Annotated in this window: 18 protein-coding genes; 1 reads left to right on the top strand and 17 read right to left on the bottom strand. The window is 60.8% G+C overall.

The window, feature by feature from the left end; translation table 11 throughout:
- Positions 1 to 182: 182 nt before the first annotated feature.
- The 7 genes from ACL2XN_RS07875 to ACL2XN_RS07905 all read right to left on the bottom strand — a co-directional run bounded on the left by ACL2XN_RS07875 (position 183) and on the right by ACL2XN_RS07905 (position 7,646).
- Positions 183 to 1,541: an MFS transporter gene (locus ACL2XN_RS07875; RefSeq protein ID WP_413730602.1), complete on the bottom strand. Its 1,359-nt coding sequence runs from the start codon at positions 1,539 to 1,541 to the stop codon at positions 183 to 185.
- A 170-nt stretch (positions 1,542 to 1,711) separates the two neighbouring features.
- Positions 1,712 to 2,356 (bottom strand): CoA-transferase, encoded by a 645-nt coding sequence (locus tag ACL2XN_RS07880; protein ID WP_413730603.1) that lies wholly within the window; start codon positions 2,354 to 2,356, stop codon positions 1,712 to 1,714.
- A complete protein-coding gene (locus ACL2XN_RS07885; protein ID WP_410015548.1) occupies positions 2,353 to 3,018 on the bottom strand; it encodes a 3-oxoacid CoA-transferase subunit A in 666 nt (221 codons plus the stop codon). Before ACL2XN_RS07885 ends, ACL2XN_RS07880 begins: the two co-directional genes overlap by 4 nt.
- A 2-nt stretch (positions 3,019 to 3,020) precedes the next feature.
- Positions 3,021 to 4,190, bottom strand: a complete 1,170-nt coding sequence (locus tag ACL2XN_RS07890) for a thiolase family protein (protein WP_410015549.1) — start codon at positions 4,188 to 4,190, stop codon at positions 3,021 to 3,023.
- 58 nt (positions 4,191 to 4,248) lie between these two features.
- Positions 4,249 to 5,289, bottom strand: a complete 1,041-nt coding sequence (locus ACL2XN_RS07895; protein ID WP_413730604.1) for a 3-keto-5-aminohexanoate cleavage protein — start codon at positions 5,287 to 5,289, stop codon at positions 4,249 to 4,251.
- Between the two features lie 16 nt (positions 5,290 to 5,305).
- Positions 5,306 to 6,301 carry an enoyl-CoA hydratase/isomerase family protein gene (locus ACL2XN_RS07900; RefSeq protein WP_413730605.1) on the bottom strand — a complete coding sequence of 332 codons (996 nt, stop codon included), beginning with the start codon at positions 6,299 to 6,301 and terminating at the stop codon, positions 5,306 to 5,308.
- Between the two features lie 448 nt (positions 6,302 to 6,749).
- On the bottom strand, positions 6,750 to 7,646 hold the full coding sequence (locus ACL2XN_RS07905) for a LysR family transcriptional regulator (protein WP_413730606.1): 897 nt from the start codon (positions 7,644 to 7,646) through the stop codon (positions 6,750 to 6,752).
- A 375-nt stretch (positions 7,647 to 8,021) separates the two neighbouring features.
- Between ACL2XN_RS07905 and ACL2XN_RS07910 the strand changes: the two genes are divergently transcribed.
- Positions 8,022 to 9,173, top strand: coding sequence for an amidohydrolase (locus tag ACL2XN_RS07910; protein ID WP_413730607.1), 1,152 nt, complete (start codon positions 8,022 to 8,024; stop codon positions 9,171 to 9,173).
- A 52-nt stretch (positions 9,174 to 9,225) separates the two neighbouring features.
- Here the strand turns inward: ACL2XN_RS07910 and ACL2XN_RS07915 are convergent, their stop codons facing one another.
- The 10 genes from ACL2XN_RS07915 to ACL2XN_RS07960 are packed head-to-tail and all read right to left on the bottom strand — an operon-like array spanning position 9,226 to position 19,337.
- Complete coding sequence (locus ACL2XN_RS07915; RefSeq protein ID WP_413730608.1) at positions 9,226 to 9,975, bottom strand: SDR family oxidoreductase; 750 nt, start codon at positions 9,973 to 9,975, stop codon at positions 9,226 to 9,228.
- Positions 9,968 to 11,524, bottom strand: a complete 1,557-nt coding sequence (locus ACL2XN_RS07920; protein WP_410015555.1) for a class I adenylate-forming enzyme family protein — start codon at positions 11,522 to 11,524, stop codon at positions 9,968 to 9,970. The genes ACL2XN_RS07915 and ACL2XN_RS07920 overlap by 8 nt, the downstream gene beginning before the upstream one ends.
- A gap of 10 nt (positions 11,525 to 11,534) precedes the next feature.
- Complete coding sequence (locus ACL2XN_RS07925; protein WP_410015556.1) at positions 11,535 to 12,515, bottom strand: ABC transporter ATP-binding protein; 981 nt, start codon at positions 12,513 to 12,515, stop codon at positions 11,535 to 11,537.
- Complete coding sequence (locus ACL2XN_RS07930) at positions 12,515 to 13,528, bottom strand: ABC transporter ATP-binding protein (protein ID WP_413730609.1); 1,014 nt, start codon at positions 13,526 to 13,528, stop codon at positions 12,515 to 12,517. Before ACL2XN_RS07930 ends, ACL2XN_RS07925 begins: the two co-directional genes overlap by 1 nt.
- Positions 13,525 to 14,400: an ABC transporter permease gene (locus tag ACL2XN_RS07935; protein WP_413722540.1), complete on the bottom strand. Its 876-nt coding sequence runs from the start codon at positions 14,398 to 14,400 to the stop codon at positions 13,525 to 13,527. The genes ACL2XN_RS07930 and ACL2XN_RS07935 overlap by 4 nt, the downstream gene beginning before the upstream one ends.
- A gap of 3 nt (positions 14,401 to 14,403) precedes the next feature.
- A complete protein-coding gene (locus ACL2XN_RS07940; protein ID WP_413722539.1) occupies positions 14,404 to 15,369 on the bottom strand; it encodes an ABC transporter permease in 966 nt (321 codons plus the stop codon).
- Between the two features lie 4 nt (positions 15,370 to 15,373).
- Positions 15,374 to 17,017, bottom strand: a complete 1,644-nt coding sequence (locus ACL2XN_RS07945; protein WP_413730610.1) for an ABC transporter substrate-binding protein — start codon at positions 17,015 to 17,017, stop codon at positions 15,374 to 15,376.
- A complete protein-coding gene (locus tag ACL2XN_RS07950; protein ID WP_410015561.1) occupies positions 17,014 to 17,451 on the bottom strand; it encodes a PaaI family thioesterase in 438 nt (145 codons plus the stop codon). Before ACL2XN_RS07950 ends, ACL2XN_RS07945 begins: the two co-directional genes overlap by 4 nt.
- Complete coding sequence (locus ACL2XN_RS07955; RefSeq protein WP_410015562.1) at positions 17,448 to 18,461, bottom strand: zinc-binding dehydrogenase; 1,014 nt, start codon at positions 18,459 to 18,461, stop codon at positions 17,448 to 17,450. Before ACL2XN_RS07955 ends, ACL2XN_RS07950 begins: the two co-directional genes overlap by 4 nt.
- Positions 18,462 to 18,488: 27 nt before the next feature.
- Entirely contained in the window at positions 18,489 to 19,337 is an 849-nt protein-coding gene (locus tag ACL2XN_RS07960) for a VOC family protein (protein WP_410015563.1), read from the bottom strand.
- Between the last annotated feature and the right edge of the window lie 159 nt (positions 19,338 to 19,496).

Here is a 19,496-nt window from a genome sequence, read left to right on the forward strand (position 1 = left end):
TCATTATATTTCTCCAGGAAACCCTGTCTTATTAGAATGCCTGTTACGATTTAATCAGCGTCCGCTTTATCCCGATGAATAATCGCGGCAATTATTATTTCCGGCACATTGCCGGCGGTTGTTTTTGATAAATTCATCCTCTTCAGGTTGGGGTAAAAACCTATTTGATTCTCTTTTCGCCATTAACGAAGGCCGGGGTGTTCGCCGGATGTTGGCGTCAATGTTCCTATCGGCGTCACATCGGTTTGCCAAATCAAAATCAATGTCACGGCACCGACCCCTACCAAGAGGAGATAAGCGCCGGTATATCCGCCCAGATAGGTCAATCCCAGCGCCAGAATGGAAAATGCGAAGCAGCGTACAATGGACTGGATGGGCGCGATAATGCCGATGGCCCGGATATAGGCTTTGCGCGGAAATTTAGTGGCAATCAGCGCGGTACTTAAATTGGTGGCGCCCGCCAGGCTAAAACCGATCATCAACAGAGAAATCCACAGGGTCAGCGCATTAAATTGGACGATGTTGATAACCACCGATACCATCCACCACAAGGTGTAAATGGAGATGGCCGCTTTAATGCCCACCTTTTGGTTTAGCCAACCCCAGCCATAGGCGCCGAAGGTGCCAAACAGCGCCGCCAGGGTCATATAGAAGATGGCGGTGCCCAGTTCAAATCCCATGCCCATCAGGCGGGGCACAATCTGGCTCACCACCCCCACCAGCATGATATAGATACCGCCGGTGGCGATGCCCATGAACCAGACGTCCTTCATGCGAAGCAATTGACCGGTGGTGACCGGGCAAATGTAGTCTGAATGCGCGCGAATCCGTTCGGCCAGTTCCTCGGCGGTAATGGGCGCATTGTCCGGCGCGCGGCCGATGTCTTCCGGTTTGTTGGCGGCAAATAGCGCCACCAGCAGCGCGGTGGCGAACATCAGCAGCGAGACGCCCCAAAAGCCGTTATGCACGCCAAACCATGAGAAACACCCGGCCAACACCGGCACGAAAAAGGCGCTGGAAAAGGTTTGCCCCATGGTGCACCAGCCCAGCGCCAGACCCTGTTTACGGATAAACCAGTTGGCGATAAGAGCGGTTCCGCCCAGATAGGCGAAACCGGTGCCGAAAAAACAGACCCCGGCAAACAGTACGGTAAAACCGGTTAGCGTCCCCCAGTAGCCCAGCAGGCCGAAACACAAGCCGCAGGCGATAAGGCAGAAAACGATATTAAATTTCGGTCCCTTCTTTTCACACAGCTTGGCGCACAGGGGCCCCGCCAGGATTGAAGCCCAGGAGGCCGGGGTCGCCAGCGCCAGCAGCGCGTTGTACTCCAGGTTAAAGGTGTTGGATAAGGCGGGCAGGATCACATTCAAGCCATGCGTTACGGCGCCCGCGGCCAGCCAGAACATCAGGGCCTGGAAACAGATAATGGTCCATCCATGGGGGCCGAAACTGCATTTGGTGGCGGAAAGATGATCGTCCCCCCGGGTAGTAAGATCGACAGTCTTCTGTGGCAGCGCCAGGTGTTTTTCTTGCCCAGTCATAATGGTCAGCTCGTTGTACGCAGTCGGGCCGCGCCCGGGGATGCGTAGTGGGTTTATCGGGATGTTGCGCACGGTTGCCGGTTTTCCGCCCCGGTTTCGACGTCATCGCCCGTGTCGTGATCTGGCGCAAATCTACCTGGAGCGCTTTTTATCACGGTGTCCTCCGGACGCTATATTTCCATGGTTTTCAAGACATCGGCCACAATCAGCCGCGGCTCGACCTGACGCTGGATGTCCTGTGGGGCCAATCCCGCCAGGAGTTCCACCAGCACCAGCCCGTCCTGGGTAACGTCAATCACGCACTGTTCGGTAACGATATGATTGACACAGCCTTTGCCCGTCAGGGGATAACTGCAGGCGTTGACGATTTTTCGCGCGCCGTCTTTAGCGCAAAGTTCCATGGTGATAATGACCTTGCGGGCCCCGTTCACCAGATCCATCGCCCCACCCATGCCGAACACCCGGCCGGGCTGCGCCCAGTTGGCCAAATCGCCGTTTTGCGCCACCTGCAGGGCGCCCAGCACCGACGCCGCCAGTTTGCCGGAACGGACCAGGCCGAAGGACTCCGCGCTGTCGAATGAACTGGCGCCGGGCACCGGCACAAAACGCATGCCGGTGGCATTGCAGAATCCTTCCGTCGCCAGCATGCCCGAAGTGAGCGGGCCCATGCCCACCAGGCCGTTTTCGGTATGGAACATTACGCCGGGCTGCGCGTAGTCGCCGCACAGGCTGGGAATGCCGATGCCCAGGTTGACCACATCGCCGGCGGAAAAATACCCTGCGGCACGCTTTGCTATCCTTTCACGGGCATTCATTGTCTTTCTCCTCGCGTTGTCAGGATCTTGTCCACATAGACGCCCGGGGTCACGATGCGATCCATGCCGTATTCCTCCAGGTCCACCAGCATGTCCGCGTCCACCAGGGTTACCCTCGCCGCCTTGGCCACCAGTGGATTGAAGTTGCGCATGGTGCCGCGATAGGTCAGGTTGCCCAGCGGGTCGGCGGTACGGGCGCGCACCAGGGCGATATCCGCCCGCAACGCGGTTTCCAGCAAATACAGTTCTCCGTTTACCACCACCCGGTGTTTCCCTTCCTCTACTACGGTACCCAGGCCGGTTTTGGTCAGAACGCCCCCCAATCCCGAACCGCCGCAGCGGATCCGCTCCGCCAGGCTGCCCTGGGGCACCAGTTCCAGTTGGAGTTTTCCCGCCGCCACCAGCGCCACGGTTTCGGTATTGCGGCCGATATGGGAGGCGATAAGCTTATCCACCAGACCGTGATGAATCAGGCGGCCGATGGTGAGGTCGGCGTCGCCCGAATCGTTGGCAATCAGCGTGAAGTGCCTGGCGCCGCTGTCTATCACGCATTGGATCAGGTGATTGGGTACGCCGCAATTGGCGAACCCGCCGCAAATCAGCGTCTGGCCGTCTTGAAAAAGACGGGTGATGTCATCGGCTAAGGCATATTTTCCCGGCATGATTAATTCCTCGTCAGCAAAACCGCCACGCCCTGGCCGCCACCGACACAGAAGGCGATAACGGCCTTGTCCAGGTTGCGGCGCTTCATTTCATACAGGGTTTTCGCGGTGAGGATTGCCCCGGTGCCCGCCAGGGGATGTCCCAGGGCGATGGCGCCGCCATTGGGATTGACCCGTGCGGGGTCCATACCGATTTCCCGGATGCAGGCCAGCGATTGAGCGGCGAACGCCTCGTTCAGCTCCCATAAATCGATATCGCCTACCGCCAGTCCCGCCTGCTTTAGCAGTTTGGCGGTGGCGGGAACCGGTCCCAGTCCCATCAGGTTGGGATCCACTCCCGCCGCCGCGTAGCCGCGAAAGACGCCCAGGATCGCGTGGCCGTTTTTTTCCGCCAGCGAACGTTCCATCAGCACCATGGCACCGGCGCCGTCGCTCATGGGCGAGCTGTTGCCGGCGGTCACCACGCCGTCTTGTTTGAAACTGGGCCGCAGGGAAGCCAGGGCGTCCAGGGAACAATCGGTGCGCAGCGGCTCATCGCGCGACACCTGGGTTTGCCGGCCTTTTTTGTCGGTTACGGGCACCGGCACAATCTGCTCCTCAAACCGGCCCGCCTGCCAGGCGGCGCCGGCCAGCCGGTGGCTGCGCAACGCGAACTCGTCAAGCTGGCGGCGGGACAAACCGTACCTGGCGGCCACATTTTCGGCGGTGATGCCCATGGGCGGGTTGCCCAGACTATCCGGCGACGTATGGATATCGACAAAGCGCGGCGGCTGTACCGCATAGGCGCTGTCGGTTTTTTCCAGCTGCCAGGTGCGGCGGGAATCGCTTTCCACCCCGCCGGCGACGATAACGTCGGCGAAACCGGCCGCGATCTGGATAGCGCCGTAGGCCAGCGCGTTCAGCGACGCGGCGCACTGACGGTCCAGAGTTATCCCCGGTACGGAAACCGGCAGCCCGGCCTCCAACGCCACCATGCGGCCCATATTATTGATTTCGTTATTCATCAGGTTGGCGAATATCACATCATCAATGCTTTCCGGCTCGATGTTCGCGCGGGCCACCGCTTCCCTGACGGTAAGTGCGCCCAGGATATGCGCCGGTACCGCCGCCAACACGCCGCGGCATTTACCCACCGGGGTACGAACCGCCGATACTATGACTGCGTCTCTCATAACAACCTTCTTTTGCATGCCTGCAGGACCCGCTGGGCGGGCCCGGGTAAGGCCTGGTTTATAACGGCCGGAGCCCCAGCAGTTTTCTTGCCTGTTCGGGTGTGGCCACCTCTTTGCCGAACAAGCGGATTGCCTGTGCGGCGCGCTCCACCAACTGCGCATTGGACGCTTTTACGCCCTTGCGGAAATAGACGTTGTCTTCCAGCCCCACGCGGACATGCCCGCCCAACGCTATGGCGGCGTACAGCATGGACATATGCGCCTTGCCGACGCCAAATGCCGACCAGGTGGCCTCGGGAGGGATGTGCTCACGGAGATAAAGCAGGTTCTCTACCGTGGCGGGCATTCCCCCCGGCACGCCGAGGCAGAATTGATAATGCAGCGGCCCGGCCAGCTTGCCCTGTTCGAGAAAATACCCGGCGATGCCCAGCATGCCGGCATCGAAAATCTCCACTTCGGGTTTGATGCCCCGGGCGGTCAGCACCTCGCCGAGAGCGCCTAAAAACTGCGGGGAATTGATAAACACGCCGCCGGGCATCCAGTTAAAGGAACCCGCGTCCCAGGACGCCATTTCTATCCCGTTCAGGTTGGCCACATGCTCCTGCCGCTGCTTATCGCTGGCCCGATGGTCGCCGGAGGTGGTGCAGTTGATAATCACATCGCAGTCATGGCGGGCGCGCAGCAGACGGATGGTTTCGGCAAATTTTCCGCTGTCCATCGTACCCAGCCCCCGATCGTCGCGCATATGGAGATGAACGATGGCGGCGCCCCGCTGCCAGCAGCGGTACGCGTCCGCGGCAATTTCTTCGGGCGTCAGCGGAATATTTTCATTGATGTCTTTTGGTGTCACCGCGCCGGTCAATGCGGCGGATATGATGACGTCGTTCCCTGTATTCATGGACCTGCCCCGCTTGCGATTGGTAGGAATTTTTGCCGGCAAAAGGATGCCCGGACGCACCGGCAGGCAACGTGACGTGCCGGTACGCGCGCCGCCGGCAACGGTGCCGCGGCGACAATAATCAAATGCGCCGTGTCGTTTTCCGGTACGGCGACCCGGCGACTGGCCGCCGCCGGCGATAGGCAATGGCGGTTCATCCATTGCCGGATCGGCCCTGTTACCTGATTTCGTCTTCTTCCTGGCCGCCGTTGACGCGCGGACGTATGACCTTGCCTTTCTTCTCGGCCGCCTTGACCAGCTCAGCCTCTTCGTGCGCCCAGTGCCAGTAATTGACTTCGTGGGGGCTGTGTTCGGTGGCGGTGACGAACATTTCGGTGGAGAAGGCGTTGCGCAGCTCGTTGGCGATATCTTCCTTCCACGCTTTCCTGAGCTGCTGGGTGGTAATGCGGCGGGTGACCCGGCTGCCGGTACGCATAATAAGTTCGGCGATTTCCTGCGCCCGCGCGTAGCAGGATTCCGTATCCGGACAGATCTCGTTAACCATCCCCAGGGCCAGGGCCTTGCGGGCCGTGATGATCTCGCCGGTCAGTTCCGCATAGGCATATCTCTTGCGGCCCATCAGTTCCCGCCAGGCGATGCCGATGCCGTCACCGGGCACCATGTTGACGCGAAAGTGCATATCCGTGGTCCACGCATCTTCGGTGCAAAGGGTAAGATCGCTGAAAAGCACCAGATCGGTATGGAAAGCGGCGCCGTTCCATACGCCGATGGTGGGCACTTCCACATCGAATACTTGACCTTCGATATCGTTGGTACCGTCATAGTATTGATACTCGTACATCTTCCAGGCTTCTTCCGGCGCGGAGTTGAACTCGGTTGCCGGGCCCCAGTTGCCCTTATCGTCAAGCCGGCCGATGCCCTTCATAAAGTCCTTTCCCGTCCCGCCCAGGATGATGACCTCGTTATCGGGATCCCTGCCGGCCCAGTCGAAAAAGTAGTGAAGAGCCTGGTGCGCGGGCGCCCCCCATTGCAGGCTGTCGCCGTTGGTATGCAGCCGGGCTTCGAGAATGCCGTTTTCCCGTTTCATGGTGAAGCAGTGTTTCAGTTTCTCCGCATACTCTTCGAAACGCATATGGGGAATTGTTCCCAATTCCTTATGGGACATTTCTTTTCGTTTTCCGTGATCAGACTCGTAATTGGCTTTAATCGCCATGGTTTACTCCTTTATAGCTTTATTAGAATCTCTTGGAAGCAACACAAGTTAAATGATGTGATATACATTTTCGGTCCGGTGCTTTCGGGCAATAAAAACGTACCATCGCTGTACAAATGGTGGAAATTCTTTTTATTTTTCCGGCTATGCATTTTCGACATAACCATTGTGGCGATGTTACCGCAGGCGCAGATTTTGCCTGAAGAACATAGGTGACCCGCATCATAAAAAACAAGAAAATAGCGTATTGCGCATGCCGATTGCCGTTAAGGGAACTGGACTATATTCAGCATATTTATCAATAGGAAATTAAATTCTTTCACAGGCGGAAAGAGGAGGCTAAATATTACGCGCAAGAGGACCATAAAGAGATATATAGCTATATGATAAAATGCAATGAAGGTTTGATATAGCGCATTGGGGAGGGTAAGCGGGATGGCATCTTAATTTACTGTTTTAAGAAAGATTTAAACTCTTTCAAAAATATGGCCACCGAGGGATTGGTATTTTTGCTGTCCCACACCAGTTCCAGGTTAAACCAGCAGTCCTGTTCGGCAATGTCCAGCATAACGCAGTTCTGGCCGGTCAGGTATCCGCGGTGCCTGGGCATCAGGAGCACCGCGCGGTCGCTAAATTCCAGGTTAAAGCAGCAGGTCTTAAGATTGGGGTATTCTTTATCCAGGGTGAAATCAATGTTACGAATGGTCAAGAAACGGGTGCTGTATTCATCGGACAAGGAAAATTCCCGTGGATCAATGCGCATTATCGGCCATTCGCTGACCTCGCGCAAAGAAACGCTGCCGCGTCCGGCCAGGGGATGGCATTTATTGACCACCGCGCACAGCGGATCGGTTTGAAAAGGCAGCGTGCAAAATCTCGATTCATTGGCCATAAAATTAGGCCTGATAAGAAATCCCATGTCGCTGGCGTGATTATCCAGTAACGCGAGGGCCTCATCCAGCTCGCTGTCGCGGCATTCTATAAGGATATCGCTATGGGTGGCGCGGAACTGCGTCAGGAAAGTAATCAAGAATTTCTGGATGGCTTCCCCCAGAAACGTCACGGCAAGCCGGCGCCGGCTTTTGCCGGTAAAAGAATGGATCGCCGATATGGACGTCTCATACTGTAATAATATTTTCCCTGCTTCTTCGGTAAATAATTTCCCCGCGGTGGTCAGTTCGACTTTATGTGTATCGCGTTTAAAAAAACTGGCGCCAAAATATTCTTCCAAGTATTTCATATGCCGGCTTAATACCGGCTGGGTGATATTCATCTGCTGCGCGGCTTTACTAAAATTCAGTGTTTTCGATAATAAAACGAATTCATGTAAAAGTTGTGTTTCCATAATAGTTCTCTAGCCACTGAATAATACATATCCTTATCCTACTGGAGAGCCACCGGCTAAACCGTGAGACTCATCAAAGGCTTTACTCCGCCAGGGCTTTCGTTATGAAGTTTTCGCATAATCGCCATTAAACGACGGCATAAGTCAGACAGATGTAATTAAAATGTGAGTTAAATGTGTACTGCCGGGCGCAGGTTGCGTGATAGGGCCAGGGTAGGATGCCCGGCCAAATATTCGCCCTGTTACCGGGTGACGCCCGTCCTTGCTTTTCCATTTCATGCCTAAGCTCAGCCATATTTAATCTTTGACCCGCGCTGGCGGGGTTGTTAGCTTTTTTGTCTGACAAAAGAAATAGCCTTTGCGGGATGACAGACCATGACATCTGAGGTTTTAACGGATATTTTCGGGGAGAAGCTGGTGGGTTGGCGCAGGGAGCTGCATCAATATCCGGAATTATCCAATCACGAATTCCAGACGACGCAAAAAATCAGGCAATGGTTAAGCGAAGCGGACATCCCTCTCCTGCCGCTCGCGCTGAACACCGGCGTGGTCGCGGAAATCGGCCGTCGCGACGGGCCGATCGTCGCCTTGCGCGCCGATATCGACGCCCTGCCCATTGATGAGCAATCGGACCGGCCGTTCAGTTCACGTAACCCCGGCGTCATGCATGCCTGCGGTCATGATATCCACACCTCGATTATGCTGGGCGCCGCGCTGCTGCTGAAGGAGCGGGAGGCCGATCTGGCCGGTAAAGTCCGGATCCTGTTCCAGCCGGCCGAGGAAACCTTCGATGGCGCCCGGCAACTTATCGACGCCGGCGCGCTGGAGGGCGTGAGCGTGATCTTCGGCGGCCATAACGCCCCCGATTTACCGGTGGGCGAATTCGGCACCCGTTCCGGACCGCTGCATGCCAACGTCGACCGCTTTGAAATCCTGGTTAACGGTAAAGGCGCCCATGCCGCCCGTCCCGAGGAAGGCGTCGACAGCATCGTGCTGGCGGCGCATATCATCACCGCGTTGCAAACCTTGCCCAGCCGCGCCTTTAGCGCCCTGGAATCGGTGGTGTTAAGCGTCACGCGCATCAACGGCGGCAATACCTGGAATGTGCTGCCGCAGCAGGTGGAACTTGAGGGCACAGTGCGCACCCATAATACGGCGGTCCGGGCCAGGATGCCGGAAAAAATCACCCGCCTGATTGAACATATCGCCGCCGGCTTCGGCGCCCATGCCGAACTGCGCTGGCACGCCGGGCCGCCGGTACTGGTAAACAGCGCTGAATGGGCGGATTTCACCAAGGACGTGGCGGCCCGGGAGGGTTATCGGGTCCACGATCTGCCGCCGCTGATGGGCGGCGAAGACTTTGCCTTTTATCTGCACCGCTTGCCCGGCGCGTTCGTCAATATCGGTTCGGCCAGCGCCTTCGGCCTGCATCATCCGCGTTTCGATCCCGCGGAAGCGCTCATCGCCCCGGCGGCGCGCTATTTCACGCGCCTGGCGCATGAGACGCTGCATAAGCTGCGGCGCTGAGCGGGGAGCCGATGGCGCGCGGCCGGCGCTCAGGCGCGGCGCCGGGGGCCGGCTACAATCGCTGGCCTCCGCTGGCGTCGATGCGCTGCCCGGTTATCCAGCGGCCGCCCTCGCCGGCCAGAAACGCCACCACCTCCGCGATATCTTCCGGCTGGCCCACCCGGCCCAGCGCCACGCTTTGGCCGATCACCGCCGCGGACCGCGGATCGGCGGCGCGCGGGTTCATCGCCGTGGCGGTCGCGCCCGGCAATACGGCATTCACCGTGATGGCCCGGCTTCCCAGCTCAGCCGCCAGCAACACGCCGAGGCTTTCCAGCGCCGCCTTTGCGGGCGCATAGGCCGCCATTTCCGGGAAAGCGGCCCGGGTACTCATGGAGGAAATATTGATTATCCGCCCGCCGTCCCGCAGCAGCGGGATGGCGCGCTGGATAATGAAAAACGGCGAAATAAAATTGACCTGCAGCGTATCGGCCAGCTGCTGCGGCGTGACTTCCGCGATAGCCGCCCGTCCGCCCTGCCCGGCGTTATTGACCAGGATATCAAACCGCGGCGCGCCGAAAAGCCGGGTCAACTCAGCCTGCAGGCGGTCCATCAGCAGCTGCGCGCCCGTGCTCTCTTCCAGCGACGCCTGCAGGATAAAGGCGCGGCCGCCCGCCCGTTCAATGTCATCGGCCACGCGCGCCGCGTCCTCCCGCGCACGGCGATAATGCACGGCCACCGCCACGCCCTGTCGGGCCAGCGCCAGCGCAATGGACCGGCCGATACCGCGGCTGGCGCCGGTGACCAGGGCTATTTTAGGCATGGTCCGGCTCCGTCGCTGCCAGGGGGTTATCCCACCCCTGGCGCGCCTCCAGCAGGCGCGCCAGTTGCGTCAGCGCATGGCGGTCCACTTTATTGGTGCCCGCCCAGGGCAATTCGGCCAGGAAGGCGATACGCCGCGGATGCTGGTAGGCCGGGCCGTGCGCGAGGGCATACTGCTTTAAGGCATCCGGGCTCAGGGCGCTGTCGGGCTGTAGCACCACAAACGCCACCGGCACCTGACTGCGCTCCTCATCGGGCAGCGGTACCACGCAGACCTGACGCACATGGGGATGGGACTCAAGCGTTTTCTCCACCTCCACCGGAAAAATATTCTCGCCGGAGCAGACAAACATATCATCCGCGCGGCCGGTAAAATAATAAAATCCCTGTTCATCGCGTCGCATGACATCACCGCTGTAATACCAGCCCCCGCGAAACACCTGGCTGCTTTTTTCCGGCAGACCGAGATAACCCGGGGTCACCGCCGGGTTGCGCATGCAGAGCACGCCGTCGTTTTCCGTTTCCCCGTCCACCAGCTTCACTTCTCCCGCCGCAAGCGGGTATCCCAGCGCCAGCGGCGGAGTGGGCAACCCGTCGGGATGAGGACCGAACACCGCCGGCCCCGCCTCGGTGGTGCCATAACCGTGGGTGATGGTCGCCGTGGGAAACGCCTGCTGGATACGGTTGAGCAACGAGAGCGACATGGGGGCGGACCCGAGCATCAGGCGGTTGAGGGCGGAGTAATCCCGCCCGGCCAGCAGGCGCGGATCGCGCAACAGCCGGGCGAACATGGTCGGCACGGCGGTGACGATATTGATACGGTAATCGGCAAGGGCGGCGGCATAGCGCTGGGCGTCGAATGCCGGCAGCACCACCAGCAAGCCGTTAACCGCAAAGACCCGTTTGGTGAGAAATAAGCCGTTCATATGAAACAAGGGCTGCGCCAACAGGTAACGCGCCTGCGGCGCGTCCGGCTCCACGCCGCCGCTGCGGGTGGCCTCCAGCGCCCACAGCTGCCCCTGGTGGGTCAGCGGCACGCCTTTCGGCCGGCCGGTGGAGCCGGAGGTGTAAAGAATCATCGCCACCTCCCCCGGCAGGGGTTGCACGGTGTCGAAAGCCTGCGGCTTGATACGCCGCCGGAAAGCGTCCTCGCCGTCGCCGTCAAAGTTCACCAGCGGCAGTTTGCCTTTTAAAAGCGCGTAACGCGCCTCGTCCACAAACGCCAGGCGAATTTGCGCGTCGGCCACCAGGTATTCCAGCGTCTCGATCGGTACTTTGATATTGAGCGGCACCGCGACCAGCCCCGCCCGCATAATGCCGAAATACGCGGCAATGTATTGCGCGCTGTTAAGCGAGGCGATGGCGACGGTACTGCCCCGGGGCAGGCCAAGATCGCTCAGGTAGCGGGCGACGCCGCCGGCCAGCTCATCAATCTGCCGATGGCTCCAATGGCGCGGGCGGGCGGGATCGCCCAGGTCAATCAGCGCATCACGCTGTAAATCCCCGCGGCGGACGATCAGATCGCCCAGGTTGTGGTGATGAAACGGCATAGCGACTCCTTTATAACGCCGGTGGCGGTAATTGCGCGGCGTCAACGTCAAATAAGGGAAAATGGCAGGCGACCTGTCGTTGGTCGCCGCCGGCGCGCAGCGGCGGACGCTCCACCCGGCAACGTTCTTTGGCGCGCGGGCAGCGGGTGTGAAACGGGCAGCCGGGCGGCGGGGAAATGGGGCTGGGCAATTCGCCCGTCAGCAGGTTGCGGCCGCGCGCTGCGCGGGGATCCGCCACCGGCGCCGCCGCCAGCAGCGCGGAAGTATAAGGATGGGCGGGTTTGGCCCACACCTGGCGCGTGGGACCGCTCTCAACGATGCGTCCCAGGTACATGACCAGCAGCCGGTCGGCGATATATTCCACTACGGAAAGATCGTGGGAAATAAACAGGTAGGCCACGCCGGTGCGCTGCTGGATATCGCGCATCAGGTTAATCACCTGCGCCCGCACCGATACGTCCAGGGCGGAGACCGGCTCATCGCAGATGATAACCTTAGGCTCCAGGATTAACGCCCGGGCAATGCCGATGCGCTGACGCTGGCCGCCGGAAAACTCATGGGGAAACCGTGAGGACGCCGCCGCGGGCAATCCCACCAGTTCCAGCAGCTCGCCGACCCGCCGCCGGATTGCCGCCCCCTGCCAGCCCGCCGCCTCAAGCGGCCGGCCGATGCTTTTTCCCACGCTTTGGCGCGGATTAAGCGACCCCTGCGGGTCCTGGAACATCATCTGCATATCCGCCCGATAGGGTAGCAAGGCTTTGCGGCCTAAATGGGTAATGTCGGCATCGCCGATATGTATGCTGCCGCCGGTACTGGGAATTAACCGCATCACCGCCTTGCCCAGGGTGGATTTGCCGCAGCCCGACTCCCCCACCAGCCCGACGGTTTCACCGCGGCTGAGGGTCAGATCCACCCCAGACAGGGCGAATACCCGCCCGTCGCGGGTGGGATAACCAACCTGCAGATTGTTTACGCTAAGCAATGGTTTCATCAGTGCCGGCCTCCGTTGACCCAGCGTAGCGGCGCGGGCTGCGCCTGCGCTTGCGCCACCAGGCAGGCGGCCCGGTGCGCCGGACGCAGAGGCGTCAGCTCCGGCCGCTGCAGGGCGCACGCGGGCGTTGCCTGCCGGCAGCGCGCCGCAAAAGCGCAGCCCGCGGGTAATTCCGCCAGGGCCGGCACCCGTCCCGGGATATCCACCAGCCGCTCATCCGGCCGTCCCGGGGTCGGCGTGGCGCGCAAGAGTCCCTGCGTATAGGGATGCAGCGGATAGTCGAACAGTTCCAGCACCGGCGCTTCCTCGACGATTTTGCCGGCATACATCACCGCCACACGCTGGGCCATGGCCGCGACCACGCCCAAATCGTGGGTGATAAGCATCAGCGCCATGCCGGTATCCGCCTGCAGCTCCCGCAGCAGCGCCAGTATTTGCGCCTGTATGGTCACATCCAGGGCGGTTGTGGGTTCGTCGGCGATCAATACCGCCGGCTTGCAGGCGATGGCCATGGCGATCATGACCCGCTGCGCCATGCCGCCCGATAATCGATGCGGATATTCATCCATGCGCCTGGCCGGGTCGGGAATATGTACCTGCTCCAACAGGGCGACGCCGCGGCGCCAGGCTTCGCGCCGCGACAGGCCTAAATGCACCCGCAAGACCTCGCCCAGCTGATCGCCGACGGTTTTCACCGGATTAAGCGAGCTCATCGGGTCCTGAAAAATCATCGCCAGCCGATTGCCGCGCAGTTGCCGCATCCGCCTTTCGCCCAGCGCCACCAGGTTTTGTCCTTCAAACCGTATTTCTCCGCCGCTCAAATGCGCCGGGGGGGTGGGCAGCAGCCCCATCAGCGCCAGCGCGGTAAGGGATTTTCCGCAGCCCGACTCGCCCACCACCGCCAGGGTTTCGCCAGCCGCGAGGGTCAGAGAGATACCGTCCAGCGCGGTCACGCTGCCCTGGCGCCCGCGCAGTTCGACGCGCAGGTCGCTGACCTCCAGCACGCTGCTCATAGGCGATCCCTGAGCTTCGGGTTCAGGGCATCGTTCAGCCCGTCGCCAATCAGGTTCAGCGCCAGCACCGCCAGCATAATCGCCACGCCCGGCACCGCGCAGATATACCAAGAGGAGCGGATAAGCGTGCGCCCTTCCCCCACCAGCCGGCCCCAACTGGCCAGATTGGGATCGCCAAGGCCGAGGAAGGAGATAACGGATTCGTACAAGATCGCCCCGGCAACCACCAGCGACGACAGCACGATCACCGGCGGCATGACATTGGGCAGGATTTCGCCCAGGGCGATGCGCAGATTGCCCATGCCGCAGGCCCGGCACGCGAGCACGAACTCGCGATCCTTGAAGGACAGGAATTCGGCCCGGGTCAGCCGGGCGATGGGCTGCCAGGAAACCAGGCCGACGGCGATAATAATGTTTTCTATCCGCGGGCCCAGCACCGCCACCACGGTCAGCACAAACACCACGTTGGGAATGATCTGGAACAGCTCGGCGATGCGCATCAGCACTTCGTCGATCCAGCCGCCAAACCAGGCGGCGGCGGCTCCCACGGCCACGCCGAGCGTGGTGGCCACCAGGCTGGCCACCAGCCCGATAAGCAGGGTGGCGCGCGCGCCGTGGACGATAAGCGCCATGATGTCGCGACCCAGGGAGTCGGTGCCCAGCGGATAGCGCCAATCGGTAAAGGGCCAAATCTCCGGCATGGCCACAATGCGCAGCGGGTCGACGGGATAAAGCCAGCCCGCCAGCAGCGCGGCGGCGGCGATGACCAACACAATCAGCGCGCCGCATACCGCGCCGCGATGGCGGCAAAACCGGCGCAGCAGCGCCAGGCGCGGCGCGGCGGCGGGCAACAGGGGGACGACTACAGACATATTTCAGCTCCCAATCCGCGGGTCCAGGCGGGAATACGCCACGTCCACCAGGATATTCACCACGATCACCACCAGCGAGCTAAGCACCAGCACCCCCATCACCACGGGAAAATTGCGGCTCATCACGCTGTCGAACAGGACCTGGCCGATGCCGGGCCAACTGAACACGGATTCCACCACGACGCTGCCGCCCAGCACGGTGCCCAGTTGCAGGCCGAACAGGGTTACCACCGGCAACAGGGCATTGCGCATCATATGCCCGGTTATTACCCGCAGCCGGCTCAGGCCCCTGGCCCTGGCGGCGCGCACAAAATCCAGCTGGGCGATTTCCAGCATCGAGGCGCGCATCACCCGCGCGTAGGTCGCGGCATAAAACAGGCCCAGGGTCAGCGCCGGCAGCACCAGATGATGGACGATATCCGCCACCCGTCCCCAGGGCCGCTCATCGGCGCCGATGGTTTCCATCCCGCCCACCGGAAACCAGCCGAGTTTTACCGAGAACAGGATAATCATCATGATGCCGAGCCAGAAACCCGGCGCGGCGAAACACAGCACCGCCAGCGCCGATATCAGGGTGTCCCAGGCGCTGTTGACTTTTATGGCGGCCAGCACGCCGGCGCCGACGCCCACCATCAGGGCCACCGCGATGCTTGCCAGCATCAGCAGCAACGTGGCGGGCAGGTGCGATAAGATGACGTCCAGCACCGGCAGGTTGTGCCGGTAGGAAAAACCCAGATCCAGCCGGGCCACCGCGCCGATATACTTCAGCAACTGCAGCCAGGCCGGCTGATCCAGCCCGTATAACGCGCGCAGCCGCTCGATCATCGCCGGGTCGGTAACCTGCTGTTCTGCGGTCATCACGTCCAGCAGGCTGCCGGGCACGCATTTCATCAATACGAAATTGATGATGACCACCCCGAGCAGCAGCGGCACCGCTTGCAACAGGCGGCGCAGAATAATGCGCATCATGCCGCTACCCCGCCAGCCAGACGTCGTTCAGGGACGTGCCCTGGACATTGGCATCAGTGGTGAAGTTGCGGACGTTGGCGCGCGCCAGGGTGTAGGACTGCATTTCCACCAGAGGCACGATGGGCACGTCGGTGCTGGCCAGCCGGGAAAATTGCTGGATCAATGCGCGGCGTTTGGCCTCGTCCACCTCCACTGTGATAGCGCTTACCAAGTCGTCCATCGCCGGATTGCTATAGCCGGTGGCGTTGCGGAAAGCGGCGCCTTTAACGATGCCGTCGCTGGTAAAAAACTGGGTTACCGTCGGTACCGGCTCCAGCGGGGCGGTAAAGTTGGAAATAGCGATATCATAATCGTAATCGCTGTAAATGCGTTTCAGCGCCGTGGCGCGATCCACCGAATCGAGCCGCACGGTGATATTGAGATCTTCCAGGGCCTGTTTCAGGTATTGGCCCAGCTTGGCGTTCTCCTCGAACCAGGCCGCCGCCAGCAGGTTGACGGTAAACCGGCTGCCGTTTTTCACCGGCAGGCCGGCGGCATCCAGCAGGGCGGCCGCTTTTTTAACGTCAAATTCATAGCGGGGCACGTCGTCGGTGAAAAACAGGCTGTTGCTGCTGAAAATCGGCGCCACCGCCGGTTTCCCCCGACCAAAATAGATCGTGTTGACGATGAAATCACGGTCGATGCCATGCAGGATCGCCTGGCGCACTTCACGGCGCTTAACCACCTCGCGCCGCTGGTTAAACTCCACCGTTACCGTCCAGGCGCTGTTTTCATACCCGCTGGTATCAAGCACCACCTGGCCGGTTTTCAGCAAGCGGTCGATTTCCCTGGCGGGCACGGGGTTCGAATAGCCGAGTCCCAGTTCCCCGGTTTCCAGGGCGGCGGTACGCGACGCCGCGTCGCTCCACCACCTGACCAGCAGTTTGTCGAGATAGGGCTGGCCGGGCGACCAATAGCTATCGTTGCGGCGGTATTGCACATAGCTGCCGCGCGTCCATTTATCGAAAATCCATGGGCCGGTGCCTACCGGCTGGTTATTCAGCGGATGGGTCAGAATGTCCCTGCCCGCGTATAAATGTTTCGGCAGCAGCAGTTGGTATTGGCCCGCCAGTATGGATTTGAGGAAAAATTCAGGTACCGGATGATCAAAACTCAGCCGTACGTGATGGGCATCCAGGGCGGTGGCGGCGTTCAGGGCTTTCAGGGCGATACCGGCTGAAATGGCCTTCCAATGCTCGACAACGTTGTAGACGACGTCGTCCGCGGTAAAATCGGCGCCGTCATGCCATTTCACTCCCTGGCGCAGGGTGATGTCATAACTTTTATAGTCGGCGGCAGGCACCACCGATTCGGCCAGCGCCGGCTGAAAATGCAGCGTATTGTCGAGCTTCAGCAAACGCTCCAGTATTTTGGTTGACGTCTGGAAAGGCGATGAACCGCCGCCGCCCGGCACAAACAGCGCCTGAGGCTCAAGTCCCCCCCAGGAGATGACCAGGGTACCGCCGCGGCGCGGCGCGCCGCCCGCCACCTCGGCGGCGCTGGCGTTGGTCGCCAGCCCCAGGCCGGGGATGCCGCTGGACAACGCCGCAAGCGATCCCCCCACCCCCAGGATGCCGAGGAATTTACGCCGTGAAAAATGTCCGTTCATGATGAAACTCCCGGTTGTGCAACGCCGGTGGCGTAGCTTGCGCGGCCGATAGCCAGTAATTGTTGTTGTCCGTTAAATACGTCCACGTCGGCGACGCCGACGGTACGGCCTGAGCGCCTGACGCGGGCCACCACCCGCAGGGAGGTATTCACCGCCGGGCGCAGGTAATCGACACGAAAATTGATGGTGGGCAAACCGGTTCCGACCATCATCGCCAGCGCGAAGTCGCCGACGGTATCGATAATCGAGGCCAGCGGTCCGCCATGCCACTGGCCGCTGCCGGCGCTGCGCTCGAACTCCGCCCGCATCGGCACCGTTACCGTCAGGGTCTGCTGATCGTAATCCACCGCCTCCACGCGCAGCTGCAGCCATGCGATAAACGGCGATAATCGGAACTTTTCCTCGATTTGCGTTTTGCTCAGCCGCGCGCTCATACCACCACCACCTTGCCGATCACCTGGCGTTGCTCCAGCGAGGCCAGCGCCTGCGCGCCCTGCTCCAGCGGCCATTGGCGATCGATCAGGACGTTAAGCCGTTTGTCGCGCACCTGATCCAGCAACTGATGCAGGTCATCGCGCTCCCAGCCATTGGCGCCGCGGATCTGCAATTCATAGGTCCAGATGTAGCGCAAATCCTCGACGGGATTAAAACCGGCGGTGGCGCCGCAGGTCAGCAGCCGCCCCCCCACGCGCAGGCAGCGCAGGGATTTAACCCAGGTATCGCCGCCGGTAAAATTGACCACCACATCCACGCCGCCCGGCACGGCGGCGTGGCGCGACCGCGCGGGCTTGCCGAAGCGCTGGAACACTTCTTTGGCAAAGTCCTGTTCGGTGTAGCGGATGATATGGTCGGCGCCGACGGCGCGCAGGCGTTCGGCTTTCTCCTCGCTGCCGGCGCAGGCAATCACCTGCGCGCCGGCCAGCTTCGCCAGTTGCACGCAACAGACCCCTACGCCGCCGCTGGCGCCGAGGATCAAGACCTTTTCCCCGGCCTGTATCTGGCCGATAGTCACCATCATGCGCCGGGCGGTGCCGTAGGCCACCGGCAGCGCCGCCGCTTCCGCGAAGCTGATTTCATCGGGCAAAGCGATCAGCTGATGGGCCGGCACCCGGCATAGTTCGGCCAGGCCGCCGTGGGTGGTCTCGCCCACCAGTCCGCCGTCAACCCGGTTTATCGGGTCCACCACCACGCGGTCGCCGATATGCCAACCGGTCACCCCTTCGCCCAGGGCGACGATCTCGCCGGCCACATCCAGGCCGATAATCAGCGGCAGGGGCAGCGTAATGCCCGGCATGCCGCGCCGGGTAAACACATCATGGTAATTGAGTGAGGAGGCGCGCACGCGCAGCACCACATCCCCCCTGCCGGCGATGGGATCGGGAAAAGCGTTTTCCAGCCGCAGCTTCTCATTACCGCCATGTTCACGTAATACGATGGCTTTCATGCTTAACGAACCTTAAAATAAAGAAAATCAAGAGGCTGCGAACAGCAGGGCGACATTGAAAGCGTGGTCGGCGCTAACCAGCAAGGTATCCGGCGCCGGGGATAAGGCCTGGATGCCGCTGCGCTGAAAATAGTCGGTGGTGGCGCTCAGCGACGAGACCGCAAATTCCAGCGCCACCATGCGCTCGGCGCCGTTTTCGCCTGCCGGGACCGGGCCATACAGCCCGGCGGCCCGCTGCGGGGTGATAAATCGCACCCGGGTTTTGCCCGCCTGCAGCCAATAGCCGCCCTGGCCGTCGTCATGAATAGCCTTATGACCAAACAGCGTGCCGTAAAGGCCGGCCACCGCCGCGGGGTCGGCCGCGGCAATCACAAAGGCGCTGATATCGACGACGCCGTTGGGATGCCGGCGCCATGGGGCGCGCCAGACCAGTTCCGGCGTTTCATGCTGGCAAAAAAAACTGCGGCCGTTTTTTATCCGCCCGGCGGCCAGCCTGACGGTACGAAAACGGGCTTCAGGCCGGCTGCCGTCGGGCAGCGTCACGGGACGGAAAAACGAGGCGGGGGGATCGCCGGCCAGACCGACGGATTGCAGATGGCGGTAGACCGCATCGGCGTCAGTGGTTTTCCACACCAGGCCGGTGAGCCCGAGGGGCGCGTTCCACAGGTCCTGGCGTTTATCGGCGTTGCCCGCCTCAAACCCCAGCAGCTCAAAATAGTTTTCGCCAAAAATGGCCAGATGGTTGCTGGAGCCCAGGGAATGGTGACCGCGCGGCGTCAACTGGAACCCTAAAAGCGTAAATAATCGCTGCGTTTCATCAAGCTTGCCCGCGACGTTAATCACCGCGTGATCCACTACCGGAATTAAGGCATCCATTAACTTTTACCTGACTATCCAATAACTAAACAGAGGTATAACTCTAACCAAGGCATGGACGGATGCAAAAGTACAAATCCGGTAAAGGTTAACCGGAAACCGGCTAACCGAATCGCCGCCAGTCGTGTGGATGCGTCAGGGTATTGCTGGACGTCAGGG

The organism is Sodalis sp. RH22, assembly GCF_047324165.1.
Classification (GTDB): domain Bacteria; phylum Pseudomonadota; class Gammaproteobacteria; order Enterobacterales; family Enterobacteriaceae; genus Acerihabitans.